At 56.1% G+C, this 21,676-nt stretch carries 19 protein-coding genes; 16 read left to right on the forward strand and 3 right to left on the reverse strand.

Features of this window, described 5'->3' with window-relative positions; translation table 11 throughout:
- Positions 1-51: 51 nt before the first annotated feature.
- The 3 genes from ABID47_RS21015 to ABID47_RS21025 all read left to right on the forward strand — a co-directional run bounded on the left by ABID47_RS21015 (position 52) and on the right by ABID47_RS21025 (position 3,315).
- The gene (locus ABID47_RS21015) at positions 52-1,065 is read left to right on the forward strand and encodes a S66 family peptidase (protein ID WP_354499584.1); all 1,014 of its coding nucleotides are present in this window, start codon (positions 52-54) and stop codon (positions 1,063-1,065) included.
- A gap of 178 nt (positions 1,066-1,243) precedes the next feature.
- Positions 1,244-1,954, forward strand: coding sequence for an ABC transporter ATP-binding protein (locus ABID47_RS21020; RefSeq protein ID WP_145138155.1), 711 nt, complete (start codon positions 1,244-1,246; stop codon positions 1,952-1,954).
- 95 nt (positions 1,955-2,049) lie between these two features.
- The gene (locus ABID47_RS21025) at positions 2,050-3,315 is read left to right on the forward strand and encodes an ABC transporter permease (RefSeq protein WP_354499586.1); all 1,266 of its coding nucleotides are present in this window, start codon (positions 2,050-2,052) and stop codon (positions 3,313-3,315) included.
- 128 nt (positions 3,316-3,443) lie between these two features.
- On the opposite strand, the gene ABID47_RS21030 is transcribed toward ABID47_RS21025, so the two are convergent.
- Positions 3,444-4,523 (reverse strand): NAD(P)H-dependent flavin oxidoreductase, encoded by a 1,080-nt coding sequence (locus ABID47_RS21030; RefSeq protein ID WP_354499588.1) that lies wholly within the window; start codon positions 4,521-4,523, stop codon positions 3,444-3,446.
- A gap of 24 nt (positions 4,524-4,547) precedes the next feature.
- Complete coding sequence (locus ABID47_RS21035) at positions 4,548-5,810, reverse strand: BaiN/RdsA family NAD(P)/FAD-dependent oxidoreductase (protein ID WP_145138147.1); 1,263 nt, start codon at positions 5,808-5,810, stop codon at positions 4,548-4,550.
- A 393-nt stretch (positions 5,811-6,203) separates the two neighbouring features.
- Here ABID47_RS21035 and ABID47_RS21040 point away from each other — a divergent pair, with 393 nt between their 5' ends.
- The 12 genes from ABID47_RS21040 (at position 6,204) to ABID47_RS21095 (ending at position 19,185) form a co-directional block, all read left to right on the forward strand.
- On the forward strand, positions 6,204-7,799 hold the full coding sequence (locus tag ABID47_RS21040; protein WP_354499591.1) for an ATP-binding protein: 1,596 nt from the start codon (positions 6,204-6,206) through the stop codon (positions 7,797-7,799).
- A 121-nt stretch (positions 7,800-7,920) separates the two neighbouring features.
- Complete coding sequence (locus ABID47_RS21045) at positions 7,921-8,355, forward strand: BrxA/BrxB family bacilliredoxin (protein ID WP_076175886.1); 435 nt, start codon at positions 7,921-7,923, stop codon at positions 8,353-8,355.
- Between the two features lie 116 nt (positions 8,356-8,471).
- A complete protein-coding gene (gene nadE / locus ABID47_RS21050) occupies positions 8,472-9,281 on the forward strand; it encodes an ammonia-dependent NAD(+) synthetase (RefSeq protein WP_145138144.1) in 810 nt (269 codons plus the stop codon).
- Positions 9,282-9,654: 373 nt separating this feature from the next.
- A complete protein-coding gene (locus ABID47_RS21055; protein ID WP_354499594.1) occupies positions 9,655-11,406 on the forward strand; it encodes a sensor histidine kinase in 1,752 nt (583 codons plus the stop codon).
- Between the two features lie 13 nt (positions 11,407-11,419).
- Positions 11,420-13,060 carry a response regulator gene (locus ABID47_RS21060; RefSeq protein ID WP_354499596.1) on the forward strand — a complete coding sequence of 547 codons (1,641 nt, stop codon included), beginning with the start codon at positions 11,420-11,422 and terminating at the stop codon, positions 13,058-13,060.
- Between the two features lie 106 nt (positions 13,061-13,166).
- On the forward strand, positions 13,167-14,858 hold the full coding sequence (locus ABID47_RS21065) for an extracellular solute-binding protein (protein WP_354499598.1): 1,692 nt from the start codon (positions 13,167-13,169) through the stop codon (positions 14,856-14,858).
- 230 nt (positions 14,859-15,088) lie between these two features.
- Positions 15,089-15,160 carry a pyrroloquinoline quinone precursor peptide PqqA gene (pqqA, locus tag ABID47_RS21070; RefSeq protein ID WP_354499730.1) on the forward strand — a complete coding sequence of 24 codons (72 nt, stop codon included), beginning with the start codon at positions 15,089-15,091 and terminating at the stop codon, positions 15,158-15,160.
- Between the two features lie 50 nt (positions 15,161-15,210).
- A complete protein-coding gene (gene pqqB, locus ABID47_RS21075) occupies positions 15,211-16,134 on the forward strand; it encodes a pyrroloquinoline quinone biosynthesis protein PqqB (protein WP_354499600.1) in 924 nt (307 codons plus the stop codon).
- 1 nt (position 16,135) lies between these two features.
- Positions 16,136-16,846 carry a pyrroloquinoline-quinone synthase PqqC gene (gene pqqC / locus ABID47_RS21080; RefSeq protein WP_354499602.1) on the forward strand — a complete coding sequence of 237 codons (711 nt, stop codon included), beginning with the start codon at positions 16,136-16,138 and terminating at the stop codon, positions 16,844-16,846.
- The gene (pqqD, locus tag ABID47_RS21085; RefSeq protein ID WP_354499604.1) at positions 16,843-17,121 is read left to right on the forward strand and encodes a pyrroloquinoline quinone biosynthesis peptide chaperone PqqD; all 279 of its coding nucleotides are present in this window, start codon (positions 16,843-16,845) and stop codon (positions 17,119-17,121) included. Before pqqC ends, pqqD begins: the two co-directional genes overlap by 4 nt.
- Positions 17,112-18,257 carry a pyrroloquinoline quinone biosynthesis protein PqqE gene (gene pqqE / locus ABID47_RS21090; RefSeq protein WP_354499606.1) on the forward strand — a complete coding sequence of 382 codons (1,146 nt, stop codon included), beginning with the start codon at positions 17,112-17,114 and terminating at the stop codon, positions 18,255-18,257. The genes pqqD and pqqE overlap by 10 nt, the downstream gene beginning before the upstream one ends.
- Positions 18,244-19,185 (forward strand): dipeptidase, encoded by a 942-nt coding sequence (locus ABID47_RS21095; protein ID WP_354499608.1) that lies wholly within the window; start codon positions 18,244-18,246, stop codon positions 19,183-19,185. Before pqqE ends, ABID47_RS21095 begins: the two co-directional genes overlap by 14 nt.
- An 82-nt stretch (positions 19,186-19,267) precedes the next feature.
- On the opposite strand, the gene ABID47_RS21100 is transcribed toward ABID47_RS21095, so the two are convergent.
- Positions 19,268-19,666: a cupredoxin domain-containing protein gene (locus tag ABID47_RS21100; protein WP_251678167.1), complete on the reverse strand. Its 399-nt coding sequence runs from the start codon at positions 19,664-19,666 to the stop codon at positions 19,268-19,270.
- Between the two features lie 221 nt (positions 19,667-19,887).
- On the opposite strand from ABID47_RS21100, the gene ABID47_RS21105 reads away from it, so the two are divergent.
- Positions 19,888-21,624 (forward strand): pyrroloquinoline quinone-dependent dehydrogenase, encoded by a 1,737-nt coding sequence (locus tag ABID47_RS21105; RefSeq protein WP_212985102.1) that lies wholly within the window; start codon positions 19,888-19,890, stop codon positions 21,622-21,624.
- The last annotated feature ends 52 nt before the right edge of the window (positions 21,625-21,676 follow it).

Below are 21,676 nucleotides of genomic sequence, written 5' to 3' on the forward strand. Positions count from 1 at the left end.
GCCGTCCTTTTCTAGTAAGATAGGGGGAAATCTTGCGGGAGGGATGCGGCAGTGATTCAATATCCGCGAATGGAAAAAGGGGCTGTCGTCGGTGTGACGGCTCCCTCTTCGGGCATAGAGCCCGGTCTGCACGACATGTTCCGCACGGCCGTCAGCCGTATGGAGGAGAGGGGCTATCACATACGCGTCGGCGAGACGGTCTGGACGCAGCACAAGGCCAAGTCCGCTCCGGCCAAAATCCGTGCCGAGGAGCTGAACGAGATGCTCGGGGATCCCCAAATCGGTGCGATCATTCCTCCGTGGGGCGGGGAACTGCTCATCGAAATGCTGGATCGGGTGGACTTTGACCGCATGCCGCCGAAATGGATTCTCGGCTATTCGGACCTCAGCGTCCTTCTTCTGGCTATCACCTTGAAGACGGGAATCGCCACTGCTCACGGGCTCAATTTCGTCGACCTGCGGGGGACGTATTCGGATCATACCTCGGCCATGTGGGAGGCCGTGCTGACGGCCAAGCCGGGCGATCGGATTGCTCAGCAGTCATCGGCCAAATACCAGAAGGAGTGGCGTCATGACGATCCGAGCCCGTGCGTCTTCCATCTGACGGAGCCGACGGTGTGGAAGACGGTTTCTGGCGGGCCGGAGTCGCTGCAGGGCCGGCTGTTCGGGGGATGCGTTGACGTTATCCGCCATTTGATCGGCACGCCTTACGGGGATGTGGCAGCATTCCGGGAGCGCCATATTCCGGGCGAACCTCTCCTCTGGTATTTGGAGAACTGCGAGCTGAACACGGCCGATCTGCGCAGGTCCCTTGTTCAGATGAAGTATGCCGGCTGGTTCGAAGGCTGCGCCGGGCTGATGTTCGGCCGGAGCGCGGCCAACCGTCCAATGGAAGGATACACGGTGGAGGATGTATACCAGGAGCTGTCGGAAGAACTGGGCGTACCGGTCATTTACGATATCGACTGCGGTCACGTGCCGCCGCAAATGACGCTGGTGAACGGCGCTTATGCCGAAGTGAAGGCGGATGGCGGCAGCGGAACGCTGGTCCAGTATTTTAAATAAGCCCGCCGGCTGTAGATCGATTTCAGTCCCGGGACGTATGGATTATCGGGTGAACTTTTCATATAGTTAAATTATGCAGGGTCGGGACGAAGCCGTTCCGATCCATATGGTTTTGGTGACCTTTATTGATTTACATAAGCTCTATGGCTGAAACGGATTATTTTGCTGGAGGTGGATCATGGAGCCTTTGCTGCCTGTGCTCGATGTGCATATCGAGGAAGCGGGATATGAAGAAGGACAGCCGCGCATTTGGGACGTTTCTTTTCAAGTGGCGCCTGGCGAGCTGCTGGGCGTCATCGGTCCGAATGGTGCCGGAAAAAGCACGACGCTGAAGACGCTGCTCGGTCTGCTCAAGTACTCCAAGGCATCCGTAACGATCGGAGGGGAGAGTGGGCGGTACGCCTACATCCCCGAGCAGCCGGTGTTTTATGACGATTTGACGCTCTGGGAGCATCTCGATTTGGCTGCGGCCGCTTACGAATTGGAATACGAGGCTTTTGTCCGCCATGCGGAGGAGCTGCTGGCCCAGTTCGGCATGAGCGGGGTGAAGCATCAGCTCCCGGCCGGTTTTTCCAAAGGTATGAAGCAAAAAATGATGCTCATGCTCGGATTTCTGGCGGAACCGGATATTTATATCGTGGACGAGCCCTTCATCGGCCTGGATCCGCGGGCGACCAAGGATTTTCTGCGCCTCCTGGAAGAGGAGCGGGGGAGGGGGGCCGGCGTGCTGATGTCTACCCATGTGCTGGATACGGCCGAGCGGATCTGCGATGCGTTCGTGATGATTTCCGGCGGGCGAATGGTGGCCAAAGGGGATTTGACGGATATTCGCAGGACGGCCGGGCTGCCGGACGCCTCGCTGTTCGACTGCTTTGATGCCCTAACCTGAGACCGGATGCTTCGACGAGCCCAGTCTTCGGTAGGAACGAAGGGTACCGGATGTTTCATCGCAGACTGGCTGACATCCATGGAAAGGAGATGAACATGGCGGACTCAAGTAATACCGGTTATGCCTACCCAACCCCCGGGCGATTGTTCTGGCATCGGCTCCGGACCCACTGGAAGGAAACGATCGCCGTCATCCGGTCGGTGGCGGACTGGACGGTGCTCCTGTATATGCTGATTCCGGGCGCGCTGCTGGGGGGAAGGCTGTATTACGGTTTATGGAAGGAGCCGCTCCCGCAGTGGAGCAGCCATATGATATTCGGCGTTATTCCTGTATTTCTGTTACTGTGGCTGTCAGCGGGCAAAATGTTCCTCATGATCCGCGAGGCCGACGTCCTTTTCATTCATCAGCGCGTGCGGTGGCTGCGCGGGCTGATGCTGAGGGGAGGCATCTACAGCATGATCGCCACAGCCCTGAAGGCGGGAGCGGGCTTTCTGCTGGTGCTTCCCTTTATGGTCCGCAGATATGGGATCAGCCTTGATGCTGCCTGGTGCTGGCTGCTCTTCACGGTGATGGCCGGCGGCCTGATGGTCTGGCTGAAGCATTTCGCCCGGATCCGGGCTCACGGCTGGCGGAGATGGCTGCTGTATCTGCCCATGGTCGTGCTTCCGGCCGCAGGATACGTCGTGCTGTCGGTTTGGTGGATAGACAGCCCGTCCTGGCTGGCTGCCGCTTCCGCCCTGTTGGCGGTGATCAACGTGCTGCTGCTTCTGGTGCGGATGAGAACTCGCGGCACATTTATGAACGATATCCAGGAAGAGCTGGTTCAGCGGACCAAACTGACCGGACTCGTGCTGAGCAGCGCCATGGACAAACCGCGGAAAATTCGCAGCAGACCATGGATTTTCCGGCGGTCCCAGCGTCTGTTCCGATCGACAACGTCAGTCCATCGACTGGCCGGGGCATGCGTGAAGGCATATGTACGCCAGACGAAGCAGCTTACAGGATATGCGCAGGTCATGTCGCTCAGCGCGGCCATCCTGTTGACGCTGCCCCCCGGGGTGAAGATTCTGGTCTACGCAGCGCTTCATTTGCTGCTGGCTTACTGGCTGTATTTGAATGCAGCGGCCTTTATGAAGGAAGGCTTTGTTACGATGCTGCCCTGGGAGGACGAGGTGAAGCTGGGCGCCATGAAGAAGGCTGTGCGGATGCTGCTTGCGCCGTATGCGCTTGTGACGTCAGGGCTGCTGCTGTTCTCGATGCTGCCGGTCTGGGCAGCTGCGGTTGTGCTGATTCCGTTGGCGCTCGCAGCTGTTTGGATCACGGTAACCCTTCTTCAGTTGATGATGCTGCGAAAGATATGATCAACAGCTCTGCTCAAAATATATACGTTCTTAATCTAAAAAAACGCCGGATCTTAGATCCAGGCGTTTTTTGGTAAGAAAGCATAACGTCACATCATTGCATCACAATCGTACGAATCGCGCAGGAGCTAAGATTCCAATATTTCGAGCGCCTGCCGGACGGTTTCCTCCACGATGTCTGCGGCGCTCTGGCCCGCTTTCAGCATTCTTGTCGCCTGACCGGCCCATAGCGACATGTAACCGGCTTGATTCTGCCGGGCGGCCGCGTTACGAATATCCCGGGTCGCCGTGTTCTGCGTCGGGAACGGAAGCGGCTCTACGCCGCTCTGGTTCCACTCCTGGACGAAGGCGTTGGCAATGCCCCGGGCGGGCCGGCCCGAGAAGGCCTTGGTCAACACCGTGCTCTCTTCGGTGCTGGCAAGCAGCGCCGCCTGATAGGCGGGATGCGCTCCGGATTCGGCCGCCGTCAGGAAGCGGGTGCCCATTTGGACCGCCTGCGCTCCCAGAACCATGGCGGCGACCATGCCGCGCCCGTCCATGATGCCGCCGGCGGCGATGACCGGGATGGACACCCGGTCGGCGATCTGCGGCACGAGGGCGAACGTGCCGATGTTCGCTCCCATCGGGTGAGCATCGACATTGAACGTGCCGCGGTGGCCGCCGGCCTCGCTTCCCTGGGCGACGACCGCATCGTAGCCGGCGCGCTCGGCTTCCAGCGCCTCCTCCACGGTGGTCGCCATGGCGACCACCTTCATGCCGGCCGTCTTGGCCAGCTCCATATGCCGCGGGGACAGCACGCCAAAAGCGGTGCTGATCACGGGAACGCCGGCTTCGAGCACTTCGGCGAACTGCCGCTCCAAGTGATCCGGCGTTTGGACCGCCTGGGGCGGGGCGGGCGGCAATCCCAGATCGTCCCGGATGGAGTCAAGAACACGCTGGACCTCGGCGGTCCGGCGATTGTCGTCTTCCATCGGGACGGTGAACAGATTGACCGCAAACGGGGCGCTTGTCCGCCCGCGGATGTCTGCGATCGCTGCGCGGATCGCCGCAGGCTCCATGTAGGCCGCCCCCAGAGTGCCGAGACCGCCGGCATTCGATACGGCGGCCACGAGCTCAGGCGTCGTGGGACCGCCGGCCATGCCCGCCTGAAAAATAGGGTAACGAATGCCGAATTGCCGGCAAAAATCATTATTCAGCTCCATCCTCATACCGATCACCTCGAAATTGGATTTTTAATGGTAGCCCGCCGCGTGCATGCCAGCGGTATAGCCGGTCGAGAAGGCGGCCGTAATGTTGTAGCCGCCGGTGTATCCGTGAATGTCGAGTACTTCGCCGCAGAAAAACAGCCCCGGCATCAGCTTCGATTCCATCGTCTTTGGGTTGATCTCCTTCAGGTTGACACCTCCGCCGGTGACAAACGCCTCCTCGATCGATTTGGTGCCGACCGCGCGGAAACGGAACTGCTTCAGGCAGGCGACAAAATCCCCCCACTGCTGTTTGGGCAGATGGGCGTAGGTCGCGTCCCCGTCCAGCTGGGATTTATCGAACAGCAGCGGAAGCAGCCGATCGGGGACCTGGCCCTTGAGCACGTTACGGATTGCCTTTTTCGGCTCGGACGCGAGTTTGTCCCTAAGCAGCTGGTCGAGCGAAGAAACGTCCAGATCCGGGAACAAGTCGATGGCCATTTCGACGTCGGGCGTATGAAACTTATTTTTGACCTGCCGCAGAAATTGGCTGCATCGCAGGGCGATCGGACCGGATACGCCGAAATGGGTAAAGATCATATCCCCGCGGTGCCCGATCACTTTTTTACCTTTGGGATTCCACACGGAGAGCTCCACGTCCCGCAGGGAGAGTCCCTGAAGCTCCTTGGACTGGATCCACTTTTCATGGGAAACGATAGGGACTTCGGTAGGGTACAGCTCGGTGATTGTGTGGCCGGCGGCCTCTGCCCAAGGGTAACCGTCACCGGTGGACCCGGTATGGGGCACGGATTTGCCGCCGGTGGCGACAATGACGCTGGGGGCTCTGTAAATATGCCCGGACTTCAGACGAACGCCTGCCGTTCTTCCATCCTCATAGAGCACCTCCGCAATCGGGCTATCCGTTTTGATCTCCACGCCGAGCCTCTTTACCTCTTGAATGAGAGCGCCCACGACGCTGGCGGCCTTGTCGGATACCGGAAACATCCGCCCGTTGTCCTCTTCCTTCAGGGCAATGCCGAGCCCTTCAAAAAAGTTCATAATATCCCGGTTGTTAAAATGCTGGAACGCGCTGTACAAGAAGCGGCCGTTGCCTGGGATATGAGCGATCAGGTCATCGGTTTCTTTGGCATTGGTTACGTTGCAGCGGCCGCCTCCGGAAATGCCGAGCTTGCGGCCAAGTTTATTTCCTTTGTCCAAAAGCAGGACAGATGCCCCATGCCGGGCGGCCGAGACACATGCCATTAGACCTGCGGATCCGCCTCCGGCAACAATAACGTCATATCGGTTCACTGGTTAATCTCCTTTATTTTTACGACAGTCTATTTTCCTGTTTCGTGTGTCCTTTTTTAGGATATATCAGGATATATTGTAATATCGTGTTGGCTGTGATTTAATCAAAAGGAAATCGTCTTTTATCATAAAACAGCGGTACATCTTCCTATTCCTTGTAGTCCGTTAAACCTGTAATGAATCGCTTTCACTCGAACGGCAAGAAGAACCAGCTGCAATCACTAAAGATTCGTATTGGGAACTACACATACCTGCCCTGGCGGGGAGGAGGGATTGGCGATTATTTACGCACTGAAAAACATTATAACACAGGTACTTATGGCCGGTTCCTTCGCTTTTCTCTTCCCAATGGGACTGGACAAATATGTCCGGGTTTTTAGGCGTAGAAAGCGAATGGAAGCCATGGATTTTGATCTTGTCATTATTTTGTCCAGCGCTCTGACGATTTTGCTCTGCTCGATGTTTTCCACCTCCATTTTTAACTACATTCCATTAAACCTGGGCATTCTGCCGCTGTTTATCGGGATGCTATATGGAGGATATAAGACGGGCCTGCCTCTGGCGGGGCTGTGCCTTCTGTGCGACTTCATCTTTAATCCCAATTGGACGGTTCTCGGTTTGTTTCTGCATACCGGATTACCGCTATACCCTCTTCTGATCTGGATGTCCCCAAAGTTCCGGAAAGGGCCGCTCACCGAGAAGATCAACAAGCTGTGGCTGTGCCTTATGCCTGCGATGCTATTGATCACGGCCGCCCCGATTATCGAATCTCCCAACCTGAATTTAACCGATGCAGGGCTGGTGCTGATCGTTCTCTTCTATATATTAACCAGTATGTTCACCGGGGGTACTCTGGTGTATATGATTGAATTTGCTCTGGAGAAGCTGCGGCTGAAGGAGCAGGTTATGGGCATCTCCGAGAAATATCTCAGGGAAGAGGAGAAGCTGCAGCAGGTCATCGATGCCACGCCCATTTCGATGGTTTCGGTCGATCATGCCGGCAATATCACAAGCATCAACGACACGATGATGAACCTGGTCAAGACGAAGGACCCCGACCTTACTAAGCAGGACGTGCTCGGCTACCCTGTCACGATGTTCGTGGATATTATGGGTCAAGACTACATCAACTACCGGATCGTTCAGGCGCTTCAGGGCAAGAAGCTGGGCAATGAGCTGATCCGCATCGGAACGCATAACTACTACATAAGCACATCACCATTAACGAATACACATACAGGTGCCATTATCGGAGCGGTCCTCGCTTTTCAGGACGTGACCGAGCTGGCGAGGCTGCGAAGCGAGCTGGAGAATGTGGAAAGACTCAGCCTTGTCGGTCAGATGGCGGCCAGCATCACCCATGAAATACGCAATCCCATGGCCGTCGTCCGGGGCTTCCTGCAGCTGATGAAGGAGAAGAGCCCGGAAGCGCTCGACCATTACTACCGGATCGTCATGGAGGAACTGGACCGGGCGAACGGTATTATCAACGACTTTTTATCCCTTGCCCAGAACCGTATCGCTGAGAAAGAACAATGGCATCTGCATACGATCATCAGCGATTTAAGCCCACTGCTGTGGGCGGATGCAAATCTGCGCGGACAGACGATCGAGCTGATCCTGGACGAGAGGGTCCCGGAGCTGAGCCTGAACGCCAAGGAAATCAAGCAGCTGGTGCTGAACCTGTCGCGCAACGGCATGGAAGCCATGGAGGAAAAAGGGCAGCTGACGATCGAGACGAGACTGAACGACTCCTTTGTGGAGCTGATCATCAAGGATACGGGGATGGGGATCGCCAAGAGCAGGCAGGAGCGGCTGTTCGAGCCGTTCTTTACGACCAAAGCCAAAGGAACCGGGCTCGGTCTTGCCCTTTGTCTCAGCATCGTGGAGCGCCATCACGGCAAAATCTCGGTAGAATCGGAGGAGGGAAAGGGGACGGCTTTCACCATTCAGTTCCCGGTTTCGGATTCGTGGGCGGGAATGATCTGACAGCCCGCAAGGCCGCTGCTTCTCTTGATTTCGACCCTTATGGATGTATAATAGGAGTATTAACAGCGGATGTTGTTATGAGCTTGTCCATTGATATTTTGTATCCAAGGAGTGATAGGGAATGGCCATGTCTTTTGACAGATATATGAAGGATATGATTCAACCGATGCGTGACGAACTGACGCGCCTCGGCATTAAGGAACTTAGAACCGCGGAAGAAGTGGAGACTCACCTTCCGGACGCGCCAGGCACCACGCTGGTTGTCGTTAACTCGGTGTGCGGCTGTGCCGCCGGCCAATGCCGTCCCGGCGTAGCTCAGGCTTTGCAGCATGACATCGTGCCTGACAATCTGTTTACGGTATTTGCCGGACAGGATAAAGAAGCGACCGCGAAAGCACGCGAGTATTTCGCTCCGTATCCGCCGTCTTCTCCATCCATCGCCCTGATGAAGGACGGGGAGCTTGTTCATTTTATTGAGCGTCACCAAATCGAAGACCGTTCGGCCCAAGAAATTGCCGACGATCTGATCGAAGCGTTTGACCGGGTGTGCCGTTAATCGGCGCACCTCGTACATAATGCCCCGGGTATTCGGACATCCGATACGTACGGGGCTTTTGTGTTTGAAATCACACCGTATTTAATCGACTATTCTGTTCAAGAGAGGTGCTTATCGTGAGTTTGCAGGAAGAAATTATTGCGGCCCTTGGCGTGAAGCCGGCGATCGATGTGGAGAGCGAAGTCCGGAAAAGGGTGGATTTCCTGAAATCCTATGTGAAGAGCGCAGGGGCGAAAGGACTGCTCATCGCCATCAGCGGGGGGATCGACAGCGCCGTGGCGACCGGCCTGTGCAAACGGGCGACCGACGAGCTCAGCGAGGAGGAAGGCAAGGAATATATGACGCTGGGCGTGTTCCAGCCCTATGCGGTTCAGGAGGATATCGAGCACAGCTACGCGGTGGCGGAAGCTTTTAACCTGAAATATAAGGCTGAGACCAATATCGAGGATGCCGTCGGCGAAATTGCCTTGGAAGCGGAGCATGGGCTCAAGCAAATTGGCATCCACCGCCACCTGACCCCGCAGGGCAAAGGGAACATCAAGGCGAGAACACGCATGGTGATGCAGTATGCGCTGGCATTTGACCTGAACCTGCTCGTCGTGGGAACGGACCATGCTTCCGAAGCCATTACCGGCTTCTACACGAAGTGGGGCGACGGTGCGGTGGACATTACGCCGCTCAGCACGCTCAACAAGCGTCAGGTCCGCCAGCTGGCCGGCTACCTTGGCGTGCCGCAGGCGATTCTGGACAAGGCGCCTACCGCCGGTTTGTGGGAAGGCCAGACGGACGAAGGCGAGCTCGGCATTACTTATGACGAGAACAGCGACTATCTGGAAGGCAAGGAAGTGAGCCCGAAGGCGAAGGAGCGCCTGGAGAGCTACTATAAGCGTACCGCACATAAGCGCAATTCGATTCCGGGCATCTAAGCTGACTCCGGAGTATCAAGGGCAGGCCGCAAACAGCGGCCTGCTTTTTTTTGACCTCATATCGGGCGTAGCTATGCCGTTCTACATCCGTTTGGTTGCGAAAAGTGCTGAATTGTTGAAGAATGAACCATTTTCGGGGCGGAGCAGGCTCCCTACAATAATAAGAGAACGGCTCTCCGATTCATCCGGTCATTTGATCACGCGTTTCATGGCGGGTTCACTTAAGGCAGGTGGGGCTTCTTCTTTGGTGAAAAGAACGCTACTCGCATGCATCCGTTTCCAGTATAATGATGATGCTTTTAGACATGTTCTGACAAAGACATACGTCTTGCTGATCCATGACTTTAAAAATATGCGTAAGGTGTGAACTGCCGTGCCCAGAAATACATTATTCCGTAAAATGGTGCTTTTGCTCGTCATGATGCTTGTTCCGATCGTGGGCCTTTACTTCTATTCCAACCGTACGAGCACGGAAGTGCTGGGGACGGAGCTCAGCCAATCGAGCGCCAACCAGCTGAACTTTTTCCAGACGCAGGTCAACACGAACATCGAGCGCTTTTCCTTGTGGCCGACCCTGCTGATCCAGGATCCCGATATTTTCGGATTTAAGGACGTTTTTCTGAACAGTGAGTATTTCAATCTCGACATGATTAACCTGGTGAAACGGATCCAGACGAAGCTGAACATTCAGGAAAGCTCGTCGGACTGGAAAACGAAGCTCTACATTTTTTCCCCGTCGCTGGGGCGGATGGTGTCGGACAACGACGTGGAAGCGTACGATAACGACGATTTGAAAAAGCGGATGAGGCCCGGCTGGCAGGTGAAAAAGATGGGGAAAGGGGACGAGGCGTATTATTCGTTCTCCTTGTTCACGGCGTATCCGTATTCTTCCTTCAGCCATCCCGAAGACGCCAATCTGATCATCGAGCTGCAGTTTGACAGCAGCAATATCCAGAACATGCTGGACAAGTTCAAAAGCGACGGTCGGCGCGACCCGATCTATTACAGGCCGGACATGGGCGTGATCTATAACCGGTCGGCGGATCGGCCGCTGACAGACTCCATCCTGCGGCAGCTTCGGCAGGAGCCGCTGAAGAAGGCGGAGAACCGGAGGCTCGAGCTGGACGGCGAGACCTATCTGGTCAACATCGCCGCTTCGGACACCACCGGCTGGTACCTGATCGACTACGTGCCGCTGAAGGAAATCGTTGCGCCGATCGAGCAGTCGAACCGGCTGTTTTATGTTTCCGTCGGCTTGACGCTGCTGCTTAGCTGTCTGGCGGCTTATATGCTGTATGCCCAGGTCCAGGTTCCGGTGAAGCGGCTCGTTTTGGCGTTCAAGAAGCTGCAGCACGAGGATTATTCCGTCCGGCTGGAGGCCAAGGGCAACAATGAATTCGGCTTCGTGTTCCAGCGCTTCAACTCGATGGTCGGGCAGATTCAGGAGCTGTTCGAGAACGTGTATATGGAGCGGATCCACGTCAGGGAGGCGCGGCTGAAGCAGCTGCAATCGCAGATCAATCCGCATTTTTTCTACAACTGCTTTTCCTTCATTTCCAGCATGGCGAAGCTCGGGGACATGAAGGCCGTGGTGGCGATGGCTCACAACCTGTCGAACTATTACCGTTACACGACACGGCAGGAGAGGGATGTCGTCCCGCTGCAGGAAGAGCTGGATTTTGTCCGCAGCTATTTGGAGATTCAGAAGATGCGCAAGCCTCAGCTCGAATTTGCTGTTGATATCCCTGAGGTGATGCGCAAATGGGAAGTACCGCTGCTGGTCGTCCAGCCGCTGGTGGAGAATGCGGTGCTGCATGGAATCGAGCCAAAGTCCGGCGCAGGCAGCGTGCGGATCGCCGGTGAAGTCGGACCCGGTGAAATGCGTATCATCGTCGAAGACGGCGGCCGCGGCATGACGGAAGAGCAGATGGAGGGGCTGCGCCGTTCCCTGACCCTGCCGATGAGCCAGGATATGGGCTGCGGGCTGTGGAACGTGCGGCAGCGCATGCTGATCCATTATGGCGACACCGCCGGGCTCCGCTTCGCAAAGTCCGGTCTGGGCGGCGTCCGGGTAGAGCTCCACTGGCCCATTGAGCATACCAATATACGAACGGGCAGCAGGTAAGGGGGAACATGGAATGATTGAAATTTTACTGGTGGATGACGAATCCTATGTCACCGAAAGCATTAAAGCCACGATCCCGTGGGACGACTTGGGGATTGCCAAGGTTTATCAAGCCGACTCTGCCGAGGCGGCTCTGGCCGTTCTGTCCGAGCAGTCCATCGATATCGTCGTATCGGATATTCGGATGCCGGAAACCGACGGCCTGCAGCTGATTGAGCGGATTCAGCAGGACTGGCCGCATATCCGCTGCATGGTGCTGACCGGATATTCGGACTTTCAATATGCCAAGAAGGCACTGCAGCTGCAGGCGTTTGATTATATTTTAAAGCCCGTGAACGACGAGGAGTTCATTCTCAGCTTGTCGAATGCGATCGAATCTTTGAAGGACGAGTGGGAGGCGGCGGAAAAGGTGCATCAGTTAATGTACGCCATCAAATCGGATTCCGGCGTGCTGAAAGCAAGCCTGATGCACGATTTGGTGCTGGGCCGGACCTGGTCGCACCGGACTGTGGCGGACAAGCTGGCCCAGTACGAAATTCCGCTGCAGGTCGGCGAACCCGCCGTGCTGCTGCTCGTCCAGCTCGGACGGCAGTTTGCCCATTACGACCACCATTCGATGGCGCTGATGGAGTACGCGGTGGGCAACATCGCAGAGGAGACGCTTGCGGAGGCATTTCATGTGTGGGGCTGCAAGGCGCCCCATGACTGTCTGGTGCTGGCGGCCGCGCTGAAAACCTCTTACCGGGAGGGCATTGAGCTGCTGCCGGATTTTGAGAAGCGCCGCAAAGCGAAGCTTCACGGGCTTGCGGAAAACTTCCGCACGCAGGTGAGCAGTTACTTGAAGGGCGATATCACGCTGGTCATCACCGACTGGTTTCCGTTCCCGGACGGCATCGCCCAGGCTTACCGGGCCGGTCTCGGTTCCTTTATGATGTCCGGCGGCGGCGAGTCCGGGGGCATCCTGTACCTCGATGATGTACGGTCACAGCCTGTCAGCCCGGTCCAATCGATGGAATCGCTGTACAAGCCGCCGACGCTGATTCACCTGCTGGAGTCCAAGCAGTGGGATGCCGCGCGGAACAAGCTTGACGAGGTTTTTGCCGATTTGGAAGGGGCGAGCTACTCCCGTGAGCATCTGTACGAGGTGTATCTGCTGATGACGAATGCGTTCATGTATATGGTGCACAAGCAGGGTCAGTTTGCCTATCAAGTCGACCAGTCGGGCTTTGACCTGGTCCATGACCAGGGAATGATTCTGTCGCTGGACAAGCTGCGAAGCTGGGCTTTGCGGATGCTGGATAAGCTCCGGACGGAGCTGTCAGCCAGCGATCAATATACACGCAGCTACATTATCCACCAAGTGCAGGAGCTCGTCTCCCGCGATTTGGGGCAGGACACGTCGGTGAAGACGATTGCTGACAAAGTCTTTTTGCATCCGGTCTATTTGTCCAAAATCTATAAGGCCGAAACCGGCGAGAGCCTGGGCGATTATATTATCCGGATGCGGATGGAACGGGCGCTCTATCTGCTGAAGAAAACGAACAAAAAAATATACGAGATTACCGCCGAGCTCGGATACCAAAACCCGCAGTACTTCAGCAAAATGTTCAAGAAGCATTACGGGCTGAATCCAAACGAATTCCGGGACCAGTAACAGGTTGCAAAAGGTGCAGAAATGTTCGGAGAATGACATAGGACGCCGATTGGGGCACCTCTATAATGAAACATGTAGAAGAAATATAGATTTAAGGGGGAGCGACATGAAGGCTTATACGAAAAAGGCATTGACGCTTGCATGCAGCCTGGTGCTGGTCAGCGCGCTGTTCACCGGATGCGCGGGGTCCAAAGGAGGAACTTCTGCGGATTCGGCCCAGAACCCGCCGGCTGCAGTCGAAAATGAAAACGCTTATAAAGACAAATACGACCCGCCGGTGACGATCAGCACGGTATGGGGCGTCGATCCGGAGCTGAAGTTCAAGAACGGAGAGTCGATCGAAAATAACGTGGCTACCAAGTGGGCAAAGGACACGCTGGGCATCGAGATCAAATCGCTGTGGTCAGTGACCAATACGAACGGCGCATTTGCAACCAAGCTCCGGCTGGCGATGTCTTCCGGCCAGGAAATGCCGGATGTGGTCACCGTCGGCGATGCGCAGCTGGCGCAGGACCTGATCGATTCGGGCATGTTCCAGGATACGGGCGCGTTGTTCGACAAGTATGCCAACGACACGTGGAAGCAGGCGATGGATCAGGACAAGAACGTATGGAACCCTTATATCCGCGATGGCAAAAGAATGGGGATCCCGGTGCTCGATTATGCCTACAACCACGATTATTTGCTGTGGATCCGCCAGGATTGGCTCGACAAGCTGGGACTTGCCGCGCCGAAAACGGTCGATGAGCTGGAGAAGGTCATGGACGCCTTCAAAAACAACAATCCGGACGGCCTGAAGCCGGACGAGGTCATCCCGCTGAGCATCGGATTCAAGACCACGATGAATACCTGGATGGGTGATCCGTCCTGGATCTTCGGCGCCTATGGCACCATCCCGCAGCAGTGGAACAAAGGCGCGGACGGGAAGCTGGAGTACGGCTCGATCAACCCGGGCATGAAGCCGGGTCTGCAAAAGCTGAACGAATGGTTCACCAAAGGCTATATTCCGAAGGAAGCGGCGCTCTGGGATGAGAACAAGACGTCCGAACCGGCCGTCGCCGGCAAAGCCGGAATCATCCCTGGACCTTACTGGATGAGCGGATGGCCGCTGAGCGACACGGTGAAGAACGTCAAGACGGCGGTCTGGAAGCCGATTGCCCTGCCGGCCGGGCCGGACGGGAAAGCCGGGCGCCACGGCACCCTGTTCACGAACGGCGTGACGCTGATCAACAAGGACATGAAGCATCCGGAAGCGTTCTTTACCTACCAGAACTACATGTTCGACAATTTGGCCAATTCCCAGCCGGGAGGCGTGTTCGACAACGGCCTCTTCAAGGGATACGATTACGATCTGGACGCCAGCGGCAAACCGCTCCGGTATGAGGACATCCCTGGCGGATTCGTGAACAGCCTGCGCTACCTGCTGGTGCGCGACGGGGCACGGATTCCAGACGCGCAGATGAAGGCGCTGCTGAACCTGGCGGACGGCAAGGAAGCGACAACCCGCCTGGAAAAAGAAGTGAAGCTCAACTACGGTCTGGATACGCCGGAAGCGGCCAAGGTATTGATGTCCCAGAAGGACATCGCTTATCCGAACCTGTACACCGGCCCGACCACGGCAACTATGAAATCCAAGCTGGACTATTTGAATAAAATCGAAAACCAGACCTTTAACGAAATTATCTACGGCAAGCAAGGCGTGGATGCGTTTGATAAATTCGTCGAAACCTGGAAGTCTTCGGGCGGCGACCAAATGACAAACGAAGTGAACGATTGGTATTCCAAGCTGGGGCAATAACTGGCGTCACAGAAGGGAAGCGGCATGCTGAGGCATGCCGTTTTTTTTGCTGCCGTCTGCGAAGCGCATTTGCGAACCTCGCGAATTTTGACTTCGGGAGAGAACGCTTAAGAGAACACCCCTTCGCATGGTTACGTGTTATAGAATGCCAAAATACAACATATGATTAAACAGACTTATGCTCTCTACTGGCAGGCATGGTGGGATATTTCATCAAAGGGGGTGGCGGCATGTGGGTTAAACCCGATTTTGAAGTCATTGAGGTTTGTGCAGAGGTGACCGCATACGCGTATCAGAAGTGACGAACCATGCCGGAGCAATCCGGCATCTATTTTTTTGAGGGGGTAGGAATATGCTGTTGAAGGTGCTGGGATCGGCGGCGGGAGGAGGTTTCCCGCAGTGGAACTGCGGCTGTCCGAACTGCCGCCGCGTGCGGATGAAGGATCCCTCATTACATGCCCGGCTGCATAATTCGCTGGCCGTCAGCGATGATGGCAGGGATTGGGTTCTCATCAATGCCACGCCGGATATCGGTGCACAGATCGAGGTCCATGCCGAGCTTGCTCCGGGTTCCACGATCCGGCATTCGCCTATTTCAACCGTGCTGCTGACGGACGGGGAGCTGGATCATACGATGGGCCTCCTCCACTTAAGGGAGTCCTCGGCAATCGACGTTTACGCCACGGCCCCCATATTGGACGCCCTGATGGAAGCCTTCCCGGTCAGGCAAATCCTGGAGCCCTATGCTTCATACCGGTGGCTCGAAGTCCGGCCGCAGGAATCTTTTCCACTATTTGGGGGCAGAGTAATGGTATATCCGTTCTTCCTGGGCTCCAAGCCGCCGAGGTATGCGTCCGTCCTTCGGAATCCCCATACGGATGGGGTGTCCACATCCCCTTGGGTCGTAGGCTACCGCATGGTAGACCAGCGGACCGGAGGGACTGCTGTATACGCACCCGGTGTCGAATCCTGGTCGAACGAGCTTCATACCCAATTGGAAGAAGCCGACTGCGTCCTTGTGGACGGCACCTTTTGGCATTCGGATGAGCTTCGGCGGCTGGATATTTCCGGATTGGTGGCATCCGATATGGGGCATGTCCCCATTGCCGGACCGGGTGGAAGCCTGGAGCACCTTTCCCGTCTATCGGCCGGGCGAAAAATTTACATCCATATCAACAATACCAATCCGATCCTTGACGAGGCTTCTGCGGAGAATCGCAGGCTCCGGGAGCTGGGGATCGAGGTCGGTTATGACGGATTGGAATTGGAGGTCTGACATGAACAAGCATTTGCTCTCGAACGAAGAATTAACGATGAGGCTGCGCCAGGTCGGGGAACAGCGCTATCACGACAAGCATCCTTATCACGTACGCATGCATGAAGGAAAGCTGAGTCCCGAGCAGCTTCGGGCTTGGGTAGCGAACCGGTTTTATTATCAGAAAAATATTCCCGTCAAGGATGCCATCATCCTTTCGAAGCTGCCCTCCAGGGAAGAGCGCCGTCACTGGATACAGCGCATTGTGGACCATGACGGAACAGATGGGAGCGAAGGAGGGATCGAAGCCTGGATCCGTCTTGGCGAAGCCGTCGGCATTCCGAGAGAGGAGATGCTGGATGAGCGCCATGTCCTTCCCGCCGTCCGGTTTGCGGTCGATGCCTACGTGAACTTCTGCCGGATGCAGCCGTGGCTCATTGCCGTAGCTTCCTCCTTGACGGAATTGTTCGCTCCCGTCCTCATCACCCAGCGAATCGCCGTGTTTGAACAGCTGTATCCATGGATCCGTCCGGAAGGACTGGAGTATTTCCAGGCGAGGCTGCATCAGGCACCGCGTGACGCGGATCACGGTCTGGAACTCGTTCTGCGCGAATGCAAAGACCGCGGCGAGCAGGAGCAGGTCATATCCGCCCTGCACTTTAAATGCGATGTCCTCTGGGCCATTCTGGATGCGTTAAGTCTGGCGTATCCCGATGCGGAGGCACAGCGATGATCGCTTGGGGGCCGTCAGAGCAGCTCAGGCTGCGAAGTCCCGCACGGCTGAAGTTCGATAAAGCCAGGCAAACCGATATGCTCCTGCTCCCCGAACGCGTCGTCAACCTGAATCCGACGGCCGGGGCCATTCTTTGGCTGTGTGACGGGACGCGGTCGGCTCACCAAATCATTGGGGAGCTAGAGGAGAAATACAATCAATCCAATCTGCAGGAGGATGTTCTCGAGTTTCTCACGCAAGCCATTGAGCGGGGGTGGATCGAAAAGTGTCCGTAAGCATACCGTATGCCCTGTCGGCGGAAATTACCCACCGGTGCCCCCTTCATTGCGCCTACTGTTCGAATCCGGTAGAGCTCGCCAAAAGGGAGCAAGAGCTGAGCACGCAGGAATGGATCAGGGTATTCACGGAAGCCAGTGAGCTCGGGGTCGTGCAGCTTCACCTGACAGGCGGTGAGCCGCTCATGAGACCGGACGTGGACCAGTTGATCCGGCAGGCCCGCGAACTGGGCTTTTTTGTGAATGTCATTACCAGCGGGGTCGGCGTGACAGAGAAACGCATGCAGCAGCTGGCGGACGCAGGGGTCGACAGCATGCAGCTCAGCGTACAGGCGTCCGAGCCAGGCCTGGCGGATGCGATTGCCGGCTCCCGGGCCCACGAATTCAAAAAGAAAACGGCTGCCTTGATCCGGGAGGCGGGGATCCCCTTACATATGAACGCTGTCCTGCACAGGCAAAATATCCACCTCGTGGAGGAAATCATTGAGATGTGTGTGTCATGGGGAGCCGGACGGCTGGAGCTGGCGAATACCCAGTACTACGGCTGGGCGCTGCTTAACCGCCAGCATCTGCTGCCGACCAGAGCGCAGCTCGCGGCGGCTGAGGAAGCTTTTTTTCGGGCCAAAGCGCGCTTTGACCGCCAGATTGAACTGATCTGGGTTCTCCCGGATTACTATGAGGATTTCCCAAAACCCTGCATGGGCGGGTGGGGCGAAATTTCGATGACGGTGACGCCCGACGGAACCGTGCTGCCCTGCACCGCGGCATCCAGCATTCAGACCTTGACCTTCGAATCCGTTAAAGAGCGGAGCCTCGAATGGATATGGCGGGAATCCGCAGCATTCAACAGCTTCCGCGGCTTCGACTGGATGGCGGAGCCCTGCCGGAGCTGTGAACACCGTTTCCGCGATTTCGGCGGATGCCGCTGCCAAGCTTACCTGTTGGCCGGTGACGCCCGGCAGGCGGATCCTGTCTGCCAGTGGTCGCCTCATCACGAACTGATATCCGATATTTTATCTTCCCTCAATCAAGACCACGATGAACCATCCGTTACTGCGCCTCATCGCCCTGTGCCTTCTTATTCCTATCGCGGCAGGTTCAAGAAGAACGGAGGAATGACCGGTGACCATATTTGACGCCCACTGCGATGTGCTGAGCAAACTGCTCGAGCATCCGCAGCTGGATTTTGGGCACGAACAGGATTTGCTGGATGTCACATTGGAACGCATGCAAAAGTCTGGCATCGGGTTCCAGAATTTTGCTGTCTATTTGCCTGAGAAGTATGCCGGGGAGTTTCGTTATGTGCTGGAGAGCATTGATCTGTTTCATGAGAAGGTGCTTGCAAGCGGCCCCATCCATTTTATCCGGTCCAAGGAAGACCTCGAATACGCAGAGAAGAACGGCTTGACCGGGGCGCTGCTATCGCTTGAAGGAGTCGATGCGCTGCAGGGAAACCTGGCCTATGTGCGGATCCTGCATCATCTGGGCGTCCGGAGTATCGGCATCACCTGGAATTACGCCAATTGGGCGGCGGACGGCGTCATGGAGTCCAGGAGAGCGGGGTTGACCGAGAAAGGTCGGCAGCTGATTCAGGAATGCAACCGTCTGGGCATGATCCTGGACGTGTCCCATCTCTCGGAAAAAGCGTTCTGGGAGCTGTTGTCGCTGTCCGCGAAGCCGCTCATCGCCTCCCATTCCAATGCCGGCAAAATATGCCCGCGCCGCAGAAACTTGAGCGATGAGCAGATTGGCTCCATCATCCGGGCGGACGGAGTCATCGGGGTCACCTTTGTGCCGCCTTTTGTCCATGCGGAGGAACCGGTAACGATGGACCGGCTGCTCGCGCACATCGACCATATCTGCTCCCTTGGGGGCCGCCGGCATATCGGGCTGGGCTCGGATTTTGACGGTATCCGTGAAAAGATCGTCGGTCTGGAGCATGCGGGGAAATATCATGATCTGGTCAATTTACTGCAGAAGCATTACAGCGAGGAGGACGTGGAGGGCTTTATCTGCGGCAACTGGTATCGTTTTTATTTGAAGCACCTGCCCGCGGCGACCTAATGTCTGCTTACTGCAGCTTTCCACAAGCCATAATCGAAAAAAAGGAGTTCCATCTTGGGATGGGCTCCTTTTCTGTTTGGTCTTAGGATACCGTAATCGTACCCGTCATATTGTCGTGGCCTGAGCCGCATTGGATCGAGCAGTTGAAGTCGTAAGTCCCGGCCTTGTCTACGGTAAAGGTGGCCGTTTGTCCGTCCTGCAGATTGACGTTCAGGTCAGGAATTTCGAAGCCGTGTACGCCATCCTTGTTTTTAAAGGTCAGCTTGACCGTGTCGCCGGCTTTCAGATCGATATTGGGCGGGTCAAAGGCGAAGTTTTTCGCCGTCACGGTAATTTCTTTGGTTTGTCCGCCACCGGTGGACGGAGCTGTATTGTTGGCAGGCGGAGCCGCCGTACCGTTATTGCTTTTGCCGCATGCGCTTAATACCAATACGATCGAGAGCAGCGCTATCGTAAAGATCCAACGGAATTTCGGTTTCATCGTCGTCCTCCTTGAATGCAAATCTGGGTGTGTGATTCTTCTCCTTCAAGATGACCGATTCGAGCCGCTTTTATACCTGCATGACATCAGCCGGAAATGCGGCTTGGGTGCAAATCAGGTGTATGTACGAAGGGCTGTTATTTTTTCTGCATGATTTTTGGTCTAGCTGGAAATATTACGTTACAACGCTTCTAATGAAAAAATGAGGAGATCGTTCCAACATGAGAAAAACTCACGTGATGATTGGCGCAGCCCTTCTAAGTACAAGCCTAGCTCTAAGCGGCTGTAATACGAATAAGAACAATAACGCAGCGACTCCGGCTCCGGCGCAAAATACAAACGAGAACAAACCATCCACGACACCGGGAAAAGTGACGGGCACCTCTTTTAAAAACTTCGGCACCTATGGATTCGATCTAAAAAATACCCGCCATGTCCCTTATAAAGAGGTGACCGCGGCCAACGTCAAGGATCTGGGCGTGATCTGGAGCGCGGACCTGAAGGAGCTTGACAAAGACGTCAAGAACGGGAATCAGTGCTATCCGGTGTTCGTCGACGGCATCGTGTACATTACGACCGCCGGAAATCAGGTATTCGCCTTCGACGGCGCAACCGGCAGTCAAATCTGGCACTGGAAGCCGTCCGCAGAACAAGCTGCGACATTCAGCAAGTCAGGGATCATTGCCAACCGCGGCGTCGCTGTTGGGGAAGGTAAAGTGTTCATGCTTACGGTCGACAATCAGATCGTGTCCTTGGACCAGAAGACCGGCAAGCTGATCAAAATGGTGCCGATCTCCGAGTCCATCAAAGGCGTGACGCTGGAGAACGGTTATTACGAAACGACCGCGCCCGTGTATTACAAAGGCAACATTTATATCGGCAGCAGCGGCGGGGACAACGGCATCCGCGGGTTTGTCAACGCCTATAAAGCAAGCGATCTGTCGCCAGCCTGGGCTTCTCCTTTCTACACGGTTCCGCCTAAAGGCCAGGACTGGCTCGCCAACAGCAAATTCCAGGGCGGTGGCGCGGTATGGAATCCGCCGGCCATCGATGAGGAGACAGGAATCATGTACTTTGCCGTGGGCAACCCGGCGCCTGACTTTTACGGTGAATCCCGGCCGGGAGACAATCCGCACACGGACTCGGTGGTCGCCGTCGACGCCGCTACGGGCAAGCTGATCTGGGCGAAGCAGGAAATCAGCCATGACCTCTGGGATTATGACGCTGCAGCTTCGCCAATGATCCTGAATGCCACCGTCAAAGGCAAGCAGCAAAAAATCGTCGTGCAGGGCGGGAAGTCGGGACAATGGTATGCATGGGACGCCAAGACCGGCGCCGTCGTTTGGGATGGGGTTCCTTTTGCCAAGATCGATCATCCGAAGCCGACGCCGGAGGGTGTTACCGTGTACCCGGGCGTGCTCGGCGGCGAGAACTATGCTCCCGAAACGTATGATCCCGCAACAAATTACGTGCTGATTCCGGGCGTGGAACAGGGGGCCGTCATCAAGTCAGCGAAAAGCCAGACGGAAGCCTCGACACCGGACATGCCCGGAGCGGCCGCATTCGGTACGACGACCTCGGCGCCAGCGAAGGATGTGCCGTACGGCACCATCACGGCGATGGACGTGAATACCGGCAAAAAAGCCTACCAGATCAAGACGAAGGATCCGATGCGCGGAGGCTTTACGAGCACGACGACGGGACTGGCTTTCTACGGCGAGCTCGACGGGAAGATCAACGCCCTGGATATTAAAAGCGGCAAGGTCATCTGGACCTTCCAGACGACGGGCAGCAGCATTCAAGCAGCACCGGCGATTTTCGTCGTCGACGACAAACAATATATGGCCTTTACATCCGGCGGTCCCAAACCGAAAGTGTTCGTGTTCGGGCTTGGCGGCGACAAAACCCAAGGCAAAGCGGGTACGGCGGAAGACACGAACGCTCACCAGAAAAAATAAGGTTCATGAAGCGGGGCAGAGCCTATGGCTTTGCCCCTGTTTATTTGCGCAC

The sequence above is a fragment of the Paenibacillus favisporus genome, from assembly GCF_040545415.1.
GTDB classification, from domain to species: Bacteria; Bacillota; Bacilli; order Paenibacillales; family Paenibacillaceae; genus Paenibacillus_AQ; species Paenibacillus_AQ favisporus.

Excerpts from the sequence above, each read along its gene's own strand:
- ABID47_RS21020 (WP_145138155.1), top strand. The coding sequence starts at position 1,244 with ATGGAGCCTTTGCTGCCTGTGCTCGATGTGCATATCGAGGAAGCGGGA.
- ABID47_RS21025 (WP_354499586.1), top strand. The coding sequence starts at position 2,050 with ATGGCGGACTCAAGTAATACCGGTTATGCCTACCCAACCCCCGGGCGA.
- ABID47_RS21030 (WP_354499588.1), bottom strand. The coding sequence starts at position 4,523 with ATGAGGATGGAGCTGAATAATGATTTTTGCCGGCAATTCGGCATTCGT.
- ABID47_RS21040 (WP_354499591.1), top strand. The coding sequence starts at position 6,204 with ATGGAAGCCATGGATTTTGATCTTGTCATTATTTTGTCCAGCGCTCTG.
- ABID47_RS21045 (WP_076175886.1), top strand. The coding sequence starts at position 7,921 with ATGGCCATGTCTTTTGACAGATATATGAAGGATATGATTCAACCGATG.
- ABID47_RS21060 (WP_354499596.1), top strand. The coding sequence starts at position 11,420 with ATGATTGAAATTTTACTGGTGGATGACGAATCCTATGTCACCGAAAGC.
- ABID47_RS21065 (WP_354499598.1), top strand. The coding sequence starts at position 13,167 with ATGAAGGCTTATACGAAAAAGGCATTGACGCTTGCATGCAGCCTGGTG.
- pqqB (WP_354499600.1), top strand. The coding sequence starts at position 15,211 with ATGCTGTTGAAGGTGCTGGGATCGGCGGCGGGAGGAGGTTTCCCGCAG.
- pqqC (WP_354499602.1), top strand. The coding sequence starts at position 16,136 with ATGAACAAGCATTTGCTCTCGAACGAAGAATTAACGATGAGGCTGCGC.
- pqqD (WP_354499604.1), top strand. The coding sequence starts at position 16,843 with ATGATCGCTTGGGGGCCGTCAGAGCAGCTCAGGCTGCGAAGTCCCGCA.
- ABID47_RS21100 (WP_251678167.1), bottom strand. The coding sequence starts at position 19,666 with ATGAAACCGAAATTCCGTTGGATCTTTACGATAGCGCTGCTCTCGATC.
- ABID47_RS21105 (WP_212985102.1), top strand. The coding sequence starts at position 19,888 with ATGAGAAAAACTCACGTGATGATTGGCGCAGCCCTTCTAAGTACAAGC.